Genomic DNA, 13841 nt, shown 5'->3' with positions numbered 1-13841 from the left:
CACCAAGGACCGTCCACTACAGTGGCCGCACTGTCAACAACGGGCGACAAGCACACGACCGAGTGAGTTTGCTCCGCGGTTGATGCACGACCGAACTAATAGAGGCAAGACATGCTAAAGAAGAAAATCGCCGGTATCGCACTGGCTGCGCTGGTAATCACCTCCGCGATCGCGGTTGGCCCGCAGTACTGGAATCCCGACAAGATCGCTTCGCAGACGGTAGCGCACGCCATCGCGTGACCTGACCGGTCGAACCGCGGCGGTGGGACAGCCCGGCGAACCCGTCCTGTCCCACTGCCGGCTCCCCAGGTGATCACCAGCCGGGCCCGTCCCAGACCGAACCGGCATCGACGAAGGACCTCAGCAGCGTCGTCAACACGGGGTCGCCGCGGCCGTTGAGCTCGTCGGAGGCGATGCGGCGGGCCACGCCCGCCAGGAAGTCGGCGATCTGGACTCGGGTGTCGTCGCGGGAATCGACGAAACGTACGCCTGCCAGGCGGGGGCCGAGGGTGGCCTTGAGCTGGAGGACGCGCTCGGCGGTGAGCGCCAGCTGCTCGTCGTGGACCAGCTCGACCGGGGTGCCGTCGGTGCTCCAGTGCCGGACCGTGTGGATCACCGCCGATACCAGCGGGTCCAGTACCGGCACGACGCCCGGGTCGCTCGCCAGGCGGGCACGGTACGCGGTCACGCGCTCGGCGCCGCCGCGGAATCGGCCCACGATCTCGCCGGCTTCGCCCGGGACCCGCGCGAGTTCGTCGACCAGGGTGAAGAAGTCCTCCGGTGACGTCGTCACGCCGCGGCGGGGCTTCAGCCGCAGCGCGCTCACGAACGCTTTCAGGAAGAACTCCCAGCGGGCCGCGCCGAACGTCGCCGGGCCCGTGCGGTGCAGGGTGCGGGCCATCGGTTCCGTGCCCGGCCCGACCAGCAGCGTGACCGCCGCGCGCACGGCGAAGTACGTCTTGCCGGTCAGGTGCACGTGGCCGCGGCCGGCGAGGGGGCCGTCCGGGGCGAGCAGCCACTCGAGGACCGCTCGGTGCTTGGCGCGGAGCAGGTGGTTGGCCTTGTACTCCTCCGCGGGCGAGCCGACGCGGGCGCGGATCTCCCGCACGCACGCGTCCGCCGCCGACGACGACATCCGGACGCCGGCGTGGGCGAAGACGTCCGTCTCGCCGCCGAGGAGGTTCTCGCCCTCCGAGCCCGATTCGTCGCAGGCGATCTCGACCGGGCGCACCCGCCCGATCGTGCCAGAGGAGCCCGGCGGGCAGCGACCGGATTACCTACCCCAGGGTGATCTTGCCGCCGGTGACCGTGATCGGCTTCTTCGCCAAGGGCTGCGATGCCGGCCGCCAGCCCGGCGCCGAGGACCGCGAGTGCCGTCCGGCGCGCCAGCACCGGGTCGACGTCGTCGTTGCGCACTTTCGTCCTCCGCCCGCTAGAAGACCAAGCCGAACCGGGTGAAGAACCACAGCGACGCGCTCAGCCAGAGCCCGACCAGCGTGGTGAAGACCAGGCCGCCGACCACCGGGAGCGCCCACCCGGGCGCGCCGTCCTTGCGCAGCAACAGCATCTTCGCGACGAACACGCCGTAGCAGAAGCACCCGAGCAGCGAATGCAGGAGGACCCGCGTGTCGAACGACTGGAACCCGAGCGCGTAGAGGCAGTGCATCGCCACCGGGATCGACACGAGGAAGGCCAGCCGGCCCGACCACCGGTGCACCGGCGCGACCCACGCGGGCGCGCCGCCGCCGAGCCTGCCGTACATCGCCAGCGCCGAGACCAGCTGAACGAGGGCGAGCACGACGACGACCGTGGCGAGCCAGGCCTTCACCGGCTGCGGGCCGGAGAAGCCCGCGACGTTCACCGCGACCCCGGTCGGCGGGTGCAGGCTGCCGTAGACGCCGAGCGCCACCGAAACCGCGGCGCCGGCCACCAGCGGCACGACGAGCACGACGGCGGCGCGGTGGCCCGCGGCCGGGGCGGCCATCAGAAGTCACCGGTCCCGGCCAGGCCGCTGATCGCCTCGGCCGGCACCGGGGTGCCGTCGACGACCGCGGTGCCGGCGGCCTGGTCGAGCGCGGGAGCGGCCGTCGAATCCCCGTCCGTCGTGAGGATGCCGACCTGGGTGCCGTCGGTCTGCACGATCCAGCCGATCTTCGCCGCCTTGCCCCGCACCGTCGGTGTCGCGCGGTAGAGGCCTGCGGGTTTCTTCGCCGCCGGCACGGTGAACCGGTACGTCCTGCCCGCCGCCATCACCGTCCCGGTGGCGGAGGTGGCGTCGAAACTGCCTGTCAGGCTCGCGTTCGGCGCGCCCCTGAGGTCCAGTGCCCCACCGACGGTGACGCCCTGGAGCCAGGCTTCGACCTTCTTGCCGTCGCAGACGTACGCGATGGCGTGGCCGTCACGCGCCGACACCGCGATCGACGCACCACCGCCGGTCACCCGTCCGGCGAAGTCCGCTCGCGCGGGCACCTCGGGCCTCGGCGGTTCCGACGTCGTCGCGGGTGGCGCGGTGGTCGTGACGCCCACCGCGCTCGCGGTCCCGGCGACCGGCTCCGCGCCGGTCCCCGTCGCCACGTTGACGATGCCGATCCCGCCCGCGAGCACCACTCCGGCGAGCAAGGTGAACAACGGCCCCGGATGTCTCATTCTCTTCCCACCACCGCGTGCGAAACACGAACTTCGGGCGAAACGGCTCACGTTACGCGTCGCCAAGAGGTATTGCTCAGCCCCCGCAACCGGGTGGGCGTGGTTGACTGGCCGCATGCTGCCCTGGGACGGCGAACTCGCCGGAAGGCTCGACCGGCACACCGTGACTTCCGCGCTGCTGCGCGGCAATCCGCTCGGCGACCCGTTCGAGCGGCCGCTGTGGGTGTACGTCCCGCCCGGCTACGACGACGGCGGCGAGCGGTACCCGGCGGTGTACGTCATCCAGGGCTACACCGGGCACCTGACGATGTGGGCCAACCGGACGCCGTTCCGGCAGCCGTTCGTGGAGACGGCCGACGCCGTCTTCGCCGGCAGCGCGCCGGGGTGCGTAGTGGTGTACGTCGACGCGTGGACCGCGTACGGCGGCTCGCAGTTCGTCGATTCGCCGGGCACCGGCCGGTACCACTCGTACCTGTGCGACGAGATCGTGCCGTGGGTCGACGAGCACTACCGGACCATCCCGGACCGCGAATCCCGGGCGATCGCGGGCAAGTCGTCGGGTGGGTACGGCGCGATGATCACGCCGATGCTGCGGCCGGACGTGTTCGGCGCGCTGGCGACGCACGCGGGCGACGCGCTGTACGAGCTGTCCTACGTCCAGGAATTCGGCAAGGCGGTCCGCGCGCTGCGCGGGTACGACCAGGACATCCAGGCGTGGTGGGCGGACTTCCGGAGCCGCCCGGCGTTCACCAGGCCCGAAGACGACGCCCTGCTGACGGTGCTCGGTGTTTCGGCGTGCTTCTCGGCGGCCGAGGACGGGACGCCGGAGCTGCCGTTCGACCCGCTGACCGGAGCGCTGCGGCCGGAGCAGTGGCAGCGCTGGCTGGCCTGGGACCCGGTCCGGATGGTGGCGCGCCACGCGGAGGCGGTCCGCTCGCTGCGCGCGGTATGGATCGACGCGGGCACGAGCGACGAGTACTTCCTGGACGTCGGCGCGGAGGCGTTCCGCGCGGAGGTGGCGGCGGCGGGCCTGCCGGACGAGCGGGTGTACTTCGAGCTGTTCGACGCCGGCCACGGCGGGATCGACTACCGGTACCCGCTTTCACTGGCCTGGCTGGCGGAACGGCTGGCCCGTTGATCGCGGCTCACCGGTCCGCCGCCGCCTTCGCTAGGGTCGGCTGATGGTCACCGAGACCGAGCTCGCACTGCCCGGTGGGCGCGCCCTGCACGTCTACGACACCGGCGGCCCCGGCCGGCTCGCCGTCTTCTGGCACCACGGGACCCCCAACACCGGGGCGCCGCCCGGCCCCCTGCTGCCGCTCGCCGCGGAACTCGGGGTGCGGTTCGTTTCCTTCGACCGGCCCGGTTACCGCACCTCCACCGCCGTGCCGGGGCGGACCGTCGGGGACGTCGCCGGGTGCGTCGCCTCGGTCGCCGACGCGCTCGGGATCGGGAGCTTCGCGCTGCTGGGGCACTCCGGTGGCGGCTCGCACGCTCTCGCCTGCGCCGCCCTGCTGCCAGACCGGGTGCGCGCCGTCGCGAGCCTGGCCGCGGTGGCGCCGTTCGACGCCGAAGGGCTCGACTGGTTCGGCGGCATGGCCGACGCCAGTGCCGCGTCGCTGCGGGCGGCCGCCGCCGGGCGGGCCGCCAAGGAGAAGCACGAGGACACCGCCGAGTTCGATCCCGAGGTCTTCACCGCCGCCGACATGGCCGCGCTCCGCGGGTCGTGGTCGTGGCTGGACGAGGTCGCCCGCGCGGCGCTCGCGGACGGGCGCGGCGGGCTGATCGACGACGACCTCGCCTATGTCGCGCCGTGGGGCGGCGACCCCGCGCGAATCACCGCGCCCGTCCTCCTCGTGCACGGCGAACAGGACCGGATGATCCCCGCCGCGCACAGCGCGTGGCTCGCCGAGCGGTGCCCGGACGCCGAATACCGGCCTTCGCCCGGCGACGGGCACCTGTCCGTGCTGCGCCACGCCGCCGACGTCCTCACCTGGCTCGCCGATCAGGGCAGCAGGACCAGCGAACCGACCACCGGCGCGAGGTAGAGCACCGGAAAGGCCAGGTGCGCGTACGACCGCGCGCGGGCCACGGTGACGAGCGCGCCGCCGAAGTACAGGACCAGGCCGATCGCCGCCGCCACACCGAGCGGCGGCCAGAAGAGCCCGGCGAGCAGCCCCGCCGCGCCGGCCGCCTTGGCCGTGCCGAGCCAGTTCCACCACGCCCGCGGCACGCCGTACCCGGTGATCGGCTCGACGACCCACTTCGCGCGGGCGAACATCGAAATGGCCGAGAAGCCGACCCAGGCCGCGGCGGCGATGGTGACGATCAGGTGAGCGGTGGACATCGGGACTCCTCGGGATCCGCGGCCCCCGGTTCCGGGGTCCGTCACCCCGCTCGACTCCGCGGCCCGGACCGATGTGACAGCTGCGCACATGACGCCGGTCACGGTCCACTCGCGAGAGTCAGCGGGCCGGCAGCAGCGGCAGGAGCTCCTGGTGGCGGCCCGCGCGGCGCAGCACCGGCGAACCCGGCCCGCCCGGCACCCGGGCGCCGGCCCGCAGCGCCGTCAGGAAGCGCACGACCTCGCGCGGCGGCGGCAGGACGTCCGCGCCGCCGAGGTAGGACAGCACGATCATGTCCTCCCCGCACGCCGCCTCGACCGCGACCGCCCAGCCGTGCACCTCGTCCCAGAGCAGCGCCACGTCGCGCTCGGGGAACCGGCGCAGCCGCCAGTCCACCGCCACGTACGCCGACACCGGGACGTCGACGTCCACGGTGCAGGATTCCAGGCCGAAGCCGAGCGCACGCGCCACCTCGCCCAGATACGCGCGCAGCCCGCGCTGGAACCAGAATTCGAGATCGGTGTCGATCAGGCCGGACACCCGTTTCCTTTCGCCGGATTCAACAAGACCGGCGACGGCCGCCACGTCGTTGTCGTTCGCCACCGCGACGGCCGCCGCGCTTCGTGCGTAGACCGTACCGAGTTCGCCGACTTCGGCCCACCGCCGAATATCCCCCATCTCCGCGTCGTGCAGCGACACGCTCGTCTGCACGTGCAGCGATCCACTGTGGACGATCAAATCCGCAGGTGACGCAGTTTTCGGCAATTTCCGGAAAACCGACACGAGCACACGTCCGGGAATTTCCGCGACCGAAGTTCAGCCGAAGGTAGGAATCGGCACCCGGGTGCGCTCCAGATCGGCGAAAAGGTCTCCGAGGTCGTCGACACGCGCCAGGACGTCGTCCGCGGTGAACCTCAGGTGCGTGACGTGCCGGCACGCGCGGACCTCGTCCCACGTGACCGGGGCCGACACCGTCGGTTCGTCGCGCCCGCGCAGCGAGTACGGCGCCACGGTGGTCTTGAACGGGTTGTTCTGGCTCCAGTCGATGAAGACCTTGCCCGGCCGCAGGTCCTTCGTCATCCGCGCCACGACGAGGTCCGGCGTCTCGGCGGCGAGCCGCTCGGCCAGCGCTTTCGCGTACCTCGACGGCTCGCCGCCATCCGTGGTCACGACGCCCGCGTAGAGCTGCATGCCCTTCGAACCGCTGGTCTTCGCCACCGGGGTGAGCCCGTCCTCGACCAGGACGTCGTACAGCCGTTCGGCGACCCGGCAGCAGTCGACCACCGTCGTGCCGGGACCGGGGTCGAGGTCGAACACCAGCCGGTCCGGGGTGCCGCGCTCGTCGCCGGGTCCGACGGTCCACTGGTGGACGTGCAGTTCGAGGGCGGCGAGGTTGGCCGCCCACACGAGCTCGGGCAGGTCGTTGATCAGCGGGTACGCGACGAGCTCGGGGTCCTTGCGCCGGCCGCCGACGGCCAGGCGCGCGGTGGGGACCCAGTCCGGGGCGTGCCGGGAGACGTCCTTCTCGAAGAACGAGCCGCCGGCGACACCGTCGGGGAAGCGCACGAACGTCATCGCCCGGTCGCGGACGTGCGGCAGCAGCACCGGCGCGATCCGCGTGTAGTAGTCGAGCACCTCGCCCTTGGTGAAGCCGTGCCGCGGGTAGAGCACCTTCTCGAGGTTCGAGAGCGTCAGCTGCCGCTCGCCGACCCGCACCGTGATCCGGCTCCCCGCCACGGCTCCACGTTACCGCGGCCGGACGTGCCCGGAGACCACCCGCGCGACGAACCGCTCGGCGACCTCGCGCAGCTTGACGTTCTCCCGCTGCGACTGCTCCACCAGCAGGGCGAAGGCGTCGTCGGCGTCGACCTGGCGGATCGCCATCAGCATGCCCTTGGCCTGGTCGATGACCGCGCGCGAGGTCAGCGCGGTCCGCAGGTGCTCGGCCGTTTCCCGGGCCCGCAGGTACCGGTGGTACACGCGGAGGATCGCCTCCACCGCGGCCGTGTAGAGCTCCAGCAGCTGAGCTTCGACCTCCTCGAAGCCGTCGTCCTGCCGTCCGTAGCAGTTGACCGCGCCGGAGAACTGCTCGTCGGCGACCAGCGGGGCGGCGAGGAAGCTCCCGAAGCCCGCCTCCCGCGCCGCGCCGGCGAAGCCCGGCCAGCGCTCGAGCGCGTCGGCCATCGTGGTCCGGACGATCTTGCCGCCGCGCATCGCCTCGAGACAGGGGCCGTCGCCGATCCGGTACTGCTCGCCGTCGAGCTCGCCCACCCCGGCGCTCGTCGCGGTCGCCGTGTGCGGCACCTCCCCGGTCACCAGCGTGACGGAAGCCTCGTCGACCCCCGGGACGGCGTGCCGCACCTGCAGGCACACGTGCTGCAGCAGGATCCGGAAGTCGTCCTCCTCCCGCAGGACCGCCGCGAGGGTTTCCAGCGCCCCGGTGACCTCGTCGAACAGCGGTGACGCCGGGGCGATGGGGTCCGGCCGTTCCATGTCTGCTCCTCCCGCTCGGGCGCGAAGTGCCCTCGGGTACCCACTCCGCCGCCGATCCATGTCCGCCGACGTTTGCCGGGGGCGGCGGGTTGGTAACCGGCGGCCATGTCGTCGGAACAGGCCTCGCCGGGCGAGCTGCCGCTGGACGGTGAGCTGGCCGCGGTCGCCGCCCGGATGTCCGGGCTGCTGCTGTCGCGGGAATCCGTGGATTCGGTGCTGGAGCTGATCGTTTCGCTGGCGAGCGCGACGATCACCGCGGCGGACGGCGTGGGGGTGACGCTCGTCGACGCCGACGGCGGGTTCGTCACCTCCACCGCGTCGGCCCCGCTGGTGCGCGAAGCGGACGCCCTGCAGTACGAGCTGGACGACGGTCCCTGCATGACCGCCCTGGCCGGGTGCTCGCCGCAGCGGATCGACGACGTCGCCACGGAGCGACGGTGGCGACGGTGGTGTGCCGCGGTCGCCGGGTCGGGGCTGCGATCGGCCGTCACCGCGCCGATGGTCACCGAAGACGGCTGCCACGGCGCCATCAAGATCTACGCGACCACTCCGGGCGCCTTCGGGCCCGCCGACGAGCGGGCACTGGCGACGTTCGCCGAGCGCGCCGCCGTGCTCGTCGCCAACGCCCGCGCCTACGAACGGGCCAGCCGGTTCAGCGACCAGTTCAAGCTCACCCTCCGCGACCGGGACCTGATCACCCTGGCGAAGGGCTTCCTCATGGGCCGGGACGGCCTCGGCGAGGACGCCGCCTTCGACCGTCTGCTCTCGCTGGCCCGCGGCCACGGGACCAGTCCGGCCGAAACCGCCGCCCGGCTCGTCGGCCCCGAGCCGCGGGAAGGGTGAGCGCATGCGTTTCCTGCCCGAGGAGGAACAGCGCCGGCTGCTCGCCGCCTGCTTCGCCCGGAGCGAACTGACGCTGGAAGAGCTGTGGATGCGGTACTTCGCGCTCGGCGGCAGCCTGAGCCTGCTGGAGCTGGACGCCTACCTGAACGGGCTGGTCGTGCTGCCCCGTGTCGACCGCGACATGCTCGCCCACGCCGTCAACGAGCGGCTCGACGAGGTGACCGGCCCGGCCCGCGCGCCCTACAGCCACACCGTCCAGGACGCGAAGCCGTTGCACGGTCCGCTGAAGGCCCTGGTCGACCTGCTCGAAGGCGCCCACCGCGCGCCGCCGGAACGGCTGCCTGCCGTCGTCGCCGAAGCGGGCCGCGCGCTCGACCTGAAGATCGGCGTCTACCTGGCCGACTACGACCAGCGCACGCTCGTGCCGCTGCGGCCGGACGCCGCCGGTCTCGACATCGAGACCACCGTCGGCGGCGACGTCTTCCGCCGCGCCGGCACGGTCACCCGGGACGGTACATTGTGGACGGTGCTGCTCGACGGCGTCGAACGGCTGGGCGTGCTGGAGATCGTCCCGGCCGGCGGGGCCGACCCGGACGACCCGGCGTTGCGGGAGCAGTGCCGGTGGCTGGCCGCGCTGCTCGGCCACCTCGTCACCGTCACGACCCAGTACGGCGACGGGCTGGACCGCCGTCGCCGCCACCGGCGCCGCGAGTCCGCCGCCGAGCTGCTGTGGCAGAGCCTGCCGCCGCTCACCGGCGCCACCGAAAGCGTCGTCGTGGGGGTGAGCGTCCAGCCGGTGTACGACCTCTGCGGCACGGTTTTCGACTACGCGCTCTCGGAAGAGCGGGCCCAGCTGGCGATGTTCGACGCCGGCGCCCGCACCCGCGGCGCGAACACCGCCGTCCTGACCGCCCTCGCCGCCTACCGCGCGGCCCGGCACGCCGGCGCTTCCCTCGGCGAGCAGTTCGCCGCGGTCGGCGCCGAGCTCGACGGTATCCCGGACGCCCCGGCCGTCGGTGGCGTCCTCGCCGAGCTGGACCTCGGCACCGGCGTCCTGCGCCTGCTCGGAGCGGGGCAGCCCGCCCCCTTGGTCGTCCGCGACGGCGAGGTGGTCCCCGTGGCCGAGCCGACCGCCACGCGGTTCGGCGCGCCGCACCCGCCCACGCGGCTCCGGCTCGAACCCGGCGACCTGCTCACGTTCTGCTCCCGGGGCGTGACCGAAACCCCCGACGCCGCCGGGGAGCCGTTCGGCCGCGCCCGGATCACCGAGCAGCTCGGCCGGGACGCGGGCGAACTGCCCCCGGAGATCGCCCGCCGGCTCACCCGGGCCGTCCTCGCCCATGGTGGCGGCGGGTTCCGGCAGGACGCCGGCGTGCTGGTCGCCCGCTGGACCGCGCGGTGAAGAGCGGCACCTCGAGGTCCGCCCGCCTCGGCGGCCGCCGGTCCCGGCTGCCCACCCGCCGAAGAACGTTCAGCAGGCGGTGTCGTGCACGTCCGGCGCCAGCAGCTCCCGCAGCGCGTCCGACAGCGACGCGAACATCGGCACCACCGCCGCCAGCCCGGTGATCCGGAACAGCCGCGCGAGGGTCCGGCTGTTCGCCACCACCCCGAACCGCCGCCCCTCGGCACCGGCCCGGTCGGCGGCCGCCGCCAGCGCGCGGGCGCCGGCCAGGCCGACGAACGCCACCTGCGTGAGGTCCACGACGGTCGTTCCCGGTGGGGCCGAGCCCAGCTCGCGCTCGAGGATCGGCAGGGTCAGCGCGTCGATTTCGCCGGCGAACGTCAGCACCAGGAAACCGGGGCGGTACTCCGTCCGGCGCGCCACCAGGGGCGCGGACCGGGTGGGGACCGGAAAGGCAGGGGACACGGGATTCGGTTGGCCTTCCGCGCCGGCCGGGGCCGGCGACGCAGTGACGTGATCAAGGACGGGTTCTTGATACCCAAACGCCCGATCCGGAAACGCTCCCCTTCACGGCGAGGCAGTCGTGAAGGCCGACCAGAGCCGTTCGGCGGCGTGGCGGGCCGCGGCGCCGGGCCGGATCTCCCGGGCGCCGTCCGGCGGGACCGCCGTCCGGCCGCCGAGGTGCTCGACGAGGGCGACGGCCAGCTCGCGGACCTTGACGTTGAACTCCTGGCTGGCCCGGCGCAGGGTCTGCCAGGCCTCCTCCGGCGGGCATCGCCGGACCGCCATGATCGCGCCCTTCGCCTGCTCGATGGCGGCGCGGGAGGCCAGCAGGTCGAGCATCTGGTCGGGGTCGCCCGCGGTGGCGGTCTCGGCGACCACGAGCGTCATCTCGGTGAGTTTCGCGTAGCGCCGCAGGACGGCCAGGGTGGCGTCGCCGGGCGACCGGTCGAGCGTGACCGAGAGCACGAACGCGCCGTCCTCGTCCCAGAACCCGGGGAGTGCGGCCGCGCCGCGGATCGCGGCGACCGCCGGGCCGCCGTCGAACACGGTCTCGCGGGTCAGGTCCGGCCAGCGCTCGTCGCCGAAGAGGTGGTCCGTGGTGACCGGCTCGCCGGTGGCGTCGGCGACGGGGACCGGCCCGCCGTGCGCCAGCTGGGCCGGGATCACGTGCTCGGCGACGCCCGCGGTGGCCAGCACCCGCAGCGGGCGGTCGCCGCGGCTGACGGTCAGGCCCGCGCCGAGCCAGCCGGGCAGTTCCCCCGAGATCCGCTCGAGCAGGGCCTGCAGCAACTCGGCCAGCGGTCTCCAGCGGTCCGCCGCGTTCATGAGTGTCTCGGTCACCGAACCTCCACCGGTCTTGGTTCTCTTGATTTACCGCACCTCGCGGTGCTCCGCTTGCGGCGGCGCCGGGGTTTGTGGGGCCGGCCACGCGGAAGGCCGAAGCGGCGCCGCCATCCGGCGCAACGGGATCACCCGGTGGCAGCCGACCCGAACGAGCGGTTTACCCCGTGGTGCGCGTGGGGTAGCCGGTCGGTGATCCGAGGAGGCGCCATGACCGACCGGTGGTACCGGTGATGTTCAGCGAAGTCGTCGTCGCCGGGCAGATCGCCCGCGACCTGGTGATCGAGGTGCCGGACGCGCCCGAGGCGGACTCCTCGGCCCCGGTCCGGCACCGGCAGGAGCTGCTCGGCGGGAAGGGCGCCAACCAGGCCGTGGCGCTGGGCCAGCTCGGCGTCTCGGTGTCCCTCGTCGGGGTCGTCGGCCGGGACCGCACCGGGGACACGCTGCTCGCACAGGCCCGGGCCGACCGGATCGGGACCTCCCACGTCGTCCGCCGGGCGGGCACCGAAACCGCGCTGCTCGTCGACGTCGTCGACGACCACGGCCGGCGCCGCTACCTGGAGCACGTCCCGGACGGGACGCTGCTCACCGAGAACGACGTCTTCGCCGCGTCCGCGCCGATCTCGGCCGCCGCGTCCCTCATCGTGCAGCTGCAGCAGCCCGCGCCGGTGGCCCTGCTGGCCGCCCGGCTGGCGCACACCGCGGGCACCCGGGTCGTGCTCGACGGGGCACCGCAGGACGACGCACTGACGGCGGATCTGCTCGCCCTCGCCGACGTCGTGCGCGCCGACGGCCACGAAGCCGAGCTGCTCACCGGAAAGCCGGTCGACGACGTCGCCGCGGCCGCCCGGGCCGCGGCGGAACTCCGGCGGCGCGGGCCGTCCCTGGTCGTGCTCGAGGTTTCCGGGCAGGGCAACCTGTTCGCCGGGCCGGAGGGCACCTGGTTCGTGCCGGACGTCGAAACCCCCGTCGTCGACCCGACCGGCGCCGGCGACGCACTCGTCGCCACCCTGACCGCCGCGCTGACCCGCCGTCGTCCGCTGGAGACGGCGGCGAGCCTGGCCGTCGCGGCCGCCGCGGCGACGACCGGGCACGCGGGCGGGCGCCCGCACCTGTCCCGCGCGGAACTCGACCGGCTGCAGCCGCAGGAGCTGGAAACCGTCCAAGCCTGAGGGCCTACAGGCCCGGCAGTTTCTGCTCCAGGCCCAGCAGCACCGAAAACGGGTCGCCGCGCTCGGCCAGGCGGCCCGGCACGTCCCGGACCGTCCACCGGTCCGGCGCGAGTTCCGGGTCGTCCAGCTCCTCCCACTCCAGCGGCACCGAAACCGGCGCGCCCGGCCGGGGACGGACGCTGTAGGGCGCGACGAGGGTCTTGTTCAGCACGTTCTGCGTGTAGTCGAGCCGGGCCCGGCCGCGGCGCTTGTCCTTCGTCCAGGCCCAGCTGACCAGGTCGGGCAGCACCCGCCCGATCGTCTTGGACACCGTCTCCGCCCACGTGCGGGTCTGCTCGAAGGTGCAGTGCGGGGCGATCGGCACCCACACCTGGATCCCGCGCTGCCCGGTCACCTTGGGCCGGCCGGTCAGGCCGAAGTGCTCGAGCGCGGTGCGGTGCAGCCTGGCCAGGTCCAGGACCTCCTCGAAGGTCGTCTCCGGGCCGGGGTCGATGTCGAACAGCACCCACGTCGGCCGGTCGACGTCGGCGGCGCGGGAGGTCCAGGCGTGCAACTCCAGCGCGCCGTAGTTCGCCAGCCACGCCAGCGTGGCGACGCTGTCGGCGACGACGTACCGCCGGCTCTCCCCCTCCCCGGCGCGTTCGTTGTGCCAGGTGGTCAGCCAGTCCGGCGCGTGCCGCGGGACCTCCTTCTGCCAGAACCCGGGCTCGGTGACCCCCTGCGGGAACCGGTGGGTGTTGAGCGGGCGGCCGGCCAGGTACGGCAGCATGGCCGGTCCGACGGTGACGTAGTAGCGGATCAGATCCCGCTTGGTGACGGGCTTGCCGCCGCTCGCCGCCGGGAAGAGCACCTTGTCCAGGTTCGTCAGGGCCAGTTCGCGGCCTGCCACCGACCATCGGCCCTTGGCGCCCAGGGCGTCGAGGGCGGCCAGTTCGTCGTCGGTCGGGGGCTGCCGGCCGCCCACGGACTCCTCCGCCTCCGCGGCGGGCCGGTCGCCGTGCCACAGGGCGTCGGGAGCGGCCTTGACCTCGTCGTTGGTGCGGCCGCTCTTCACCGAACGCGGGTGGTCTTCGGCGTCCCAGCCCGGCTGCGCGTGTTCGTCCTGTTTGTGCAGGAGGAACCACTGGTCCTTCTCGCCGCGACCGCTCCGGCCGCTCCGGACGAGCACGAACCGGCCGGCCAGCTTCTCGCCTTCGAGGTCGAAGTGCAGTGTCCCGGCTTCGATCGCCGCCGCCGGGTCGGCTTCGACCGGCCGCCACACGCCGCGGTCCCAGACGATGACGTCCCCGCCGCCGTACTCGCCACGCGGGATGACGCCCTCGAAGGAGGCGTACTCGATCGGGTGATCTTCGACGTGCACGGCCAGCCGGCGGGCCTTCGGGTCCAGCGTGGGCCCCTTCGGCACCGCCCAGCTGACCAGCACGCCGTCGAGCTCGAGGCGGAAGTCGTAGTGCAGCCGGCGGGCGCGGTGCCGCTGCACCACGAACCGGTGGCCGTCCGGCCCGCCCGCGGCGCCGCCGGCCGGCTCCGCGGTCCGGTCGAAGTCGCGCATCTGCTGGTAGCGCCGCAGTTTGCGGGCCGGGTCGGCTGCCATGG

General features: G+C 73.4%; 16 protein-coding genes. 6 read left to right on the top strand and 10 right to left on the bottom strand.

The window, feature by feature from the left end; translation table 11 throughout:
• Positions 1-111: 111 nt before the first annotated feature.
• Positions 112-240: a hypothetical protein gene (locus tag I4Q55_RS50120; RefSeq protein WP_277991868.1), complete on the top strand. Its 129-nt coding sequence runs from the start codon at positions 112-114 to the stop codon at positions 238-240.
• 73 nt (positions 241-313) lie between these two features.
• On the opposite strand, the gene I4Q55_RS08760 is transcribed toward I4Q55_RS50120, so the two are convergent.
• The 3 genes from I4Q55_RS08760 to I4Q55_RS08750 all read right to left on the bottom strand — a co-directional run bounded on the left by I4Q55_RS08760 (position 314) and on the right by I4Q55_RS08750 (position 2646).
• On the bottom strand, positions 314-1231 hold the full coding sequence (locus I4Q55_RS08760; RefSeq protein ID WP_206785537.1) for a DUF3800 domain-containing protein: 918 nt from the start codon (positions 1229-1231) through the stop codon (positions 314-316).
• Positions 1232-1432: 201 nt separating this feature from the next.
• Positions 1433-1984, bottom strand: a complete 552-nt coding sequence (locus I4Q55_RS08755) for a DUF6529 family protein (RefSeq protein WP_206785536.1) — start codon at positions 1982-1984, stop codon at positions 1433-1435.
• Positions 1984-2646, bottom strand: coding sequence for a hypothetical protein (locus I4Q55_RS08750; protein WP_206785535.1), 663 nt, complete (start codon positions 2644-2646; stop codon positions 1984-1986). The genes I4Q55_RS08755 and I4Q55_RS08750 overlap by 1 nt, the downstream gene beginning before the upstream one ends.
• A 115-nt stretch (positions 2647-2761) precedes the next feature.
• Here I4Q55_RS08750 and I4Q55_RS08745 point away from each other — a divergent pair, with 115 nt between their 5' ends.
• Together I4Q55_RS08745 and I4Q55_RS08740 are read left to right on the top strand one after the other, a co-directional pair.
• On the top strand, positions 2762-3784 hold the full coding sequence (locus I4Q55_RS08745; protein WP_206785534.1) for an alpha/beta hydrolase family protein: 1023 nt from the start codon (positions 2762-2764) through the stop codon (positions 3782-3784).
• Between the two features lie 43 nt (positions 3785-3827).
• The gene (locus I4Q55_RS08740) at positions 3828-4694 is read left to right on the top strand and encodes an alpha/beta fold hydrolase (RefSeq protein WP_206785533.1); all 867 of its coding nucleotides are present in this window, start codon (positions 3828-3830) and stop codon (positions 4692-4694) included.
• On the opposite strand, the gene I4Q55_RS08735 is transcribed toward I4Q55_RS08740, so the two are convergent.
• From I4Q55_RS08735 to I4Q55_RS08720, 4 genes are all read right to left on the bottom strand, one after another.
• On the bottom strand, positions 4652-4993 hold the full coding sequence (locus tag I4Q55_RS08735) for a DoxX family protein (protein ID WP_206785532.1): 342 nt from the start codon (positions 4991-4993) through the stop codon (positions 4652-4654). The genes I4Q55_RS08740 and I4Q55_RS08735 overlap by 43 nt on opposite strands.
• A 118-nt stretch (positions 4994-5111) precedes the next feature.
• Positions 5112-5531: a DUF6292 family protein gene (locus tag I4Q55_RS08730; RefSeq protein ID WP_206786381.1), complete on the bottom strand. Its 420-nt coding sequence runs from the start codon at positions 5529-5531 to the stop codon at positions 5112-5114.
• A gap of 276 nt (positions 5532-5807) precedes the next feature.
• Positions 5808-6728 (bottom strand): non-homologous end-joining DNA ligase, encoded by a 921-nt coding sequence (gene ligD / locus I4Q55_RS08725; protein ID WP_206785531.1) that lies wholly within the window; start codon positions 6726-6728, stop codon positions 5808-5810.
• Between the two features lie 9 nt (positions 6729-6737).
• Positions 6738-7484 (bottom strand): GAF and ANTAR domain-containing protein, encoded by a 747-nt coding sequence (locus I4Q55_RS08720; RefSeq protein WP_206785530.1) that lies wholly within the window; start codon positions 7482-7484, stop codon positions 6738-6740.
• Positions 7485-7589: 105 nt separating this feature from the next.
• On the opposite strand from I4Q55_RS08720, the gene I4Q55_RS08715 reads away from it, so the two are divergent.
• On the top strand, positions 7590-8327 hold the full coding sequence (locus tag I4Q55_RS08715) for a GAF and ANTAR domain-containing protein (protein WP_206785529.1): 738 nt from the start codon (positions 7590-7592) through the stop codon (positions 8325-8327).
• 4 nt (positions 8328-8331) lie between these two features.
• The gene (locus I4Q55_RS08710) at positions 8332-9729 is read left to right on the top strand and encodes a PP2C family protein-serine/threonine phosphatase (protein WP_206785528.1); all 1398 of its coding nucleotides are present in this window, start codon (positions 8332-8334) and stop codon (positions 9727-9729) included.
• Between the two features lie 69 nt (positions 9730-9798).
• Here the strand turns inward: I4Q55_RS08710 and I4Q55_RS08705 are convergent, their stop codons facing one another.
• On the bottom strand, positions 9799-10194 hold the full coding sequence (locus I4Q55_RS08705) for an STAS domain-containing protein (protein ID WP_206785527.1): 396 nt from the start codon (positions 10192-10194) through the stop codon (positions 9799-9801).
• A 102-nt stretch (positions 10195-10296) separates the two neighbouring features.
• Positions 10297-11073 (bottom strand): ANTAR domain-containing protein, encoded by a 777-nt coding sequence (locus I4Q55_RS08700; protein WP_206785526.1) that lies wholly within the window; start codon positions 11071-11073, stop codon positions 10297-10299.
• A gap of 233 nt (positions 11074-11306) precedes the next feature.
• On the opposite strand from I4Q55_RS08700, the gene I4Q55_RS08695 reads away from it, so the two are divergent.
• Positions 11307-12245, top strand: a complete 939-nt coding sequence (locus tag I4Q55_RS08695; RefSeq protein WP_242545612.1) for a PfkB family carbohydrate kinase — start codon at positions 11307-11309, stop codon at positions 12243-12245.
• A gap of 4 nt (positions 12246-12249) precedes the next feature.
• On the opposite strand, the gene ligD (I4Q55_RS08690) is transcribed toward I4Q55_RS08695, so the two are convergent.
• Positions 12250-13839, bottom strand: a complete 1590-nt coding sequence (ligD, locus tag I4Q55_RS08690) for a non-homologous end-joining DNA ligase (protein WP_206785524.1) — start codon at positions 13837-13839, stop codon at positions 12250-12252.
• Between the last annotated feature and the right edge of the window lie 2 nt (positions 13840-13841).

It is taken from the genome of Amycolatopsis sp. MtRt-6, from assembly GCF_017308975.1.
In the GTDB taxonomy this organism is placed as follows: Bacteria; Actinomycetota; Actinomycetes; order Mycobacteriales; family Pseudonocardiaceae; genus Amycolatopsis.
This window is presented reverse-complemented; position numbering and strand designations above follow the sequence as displayed.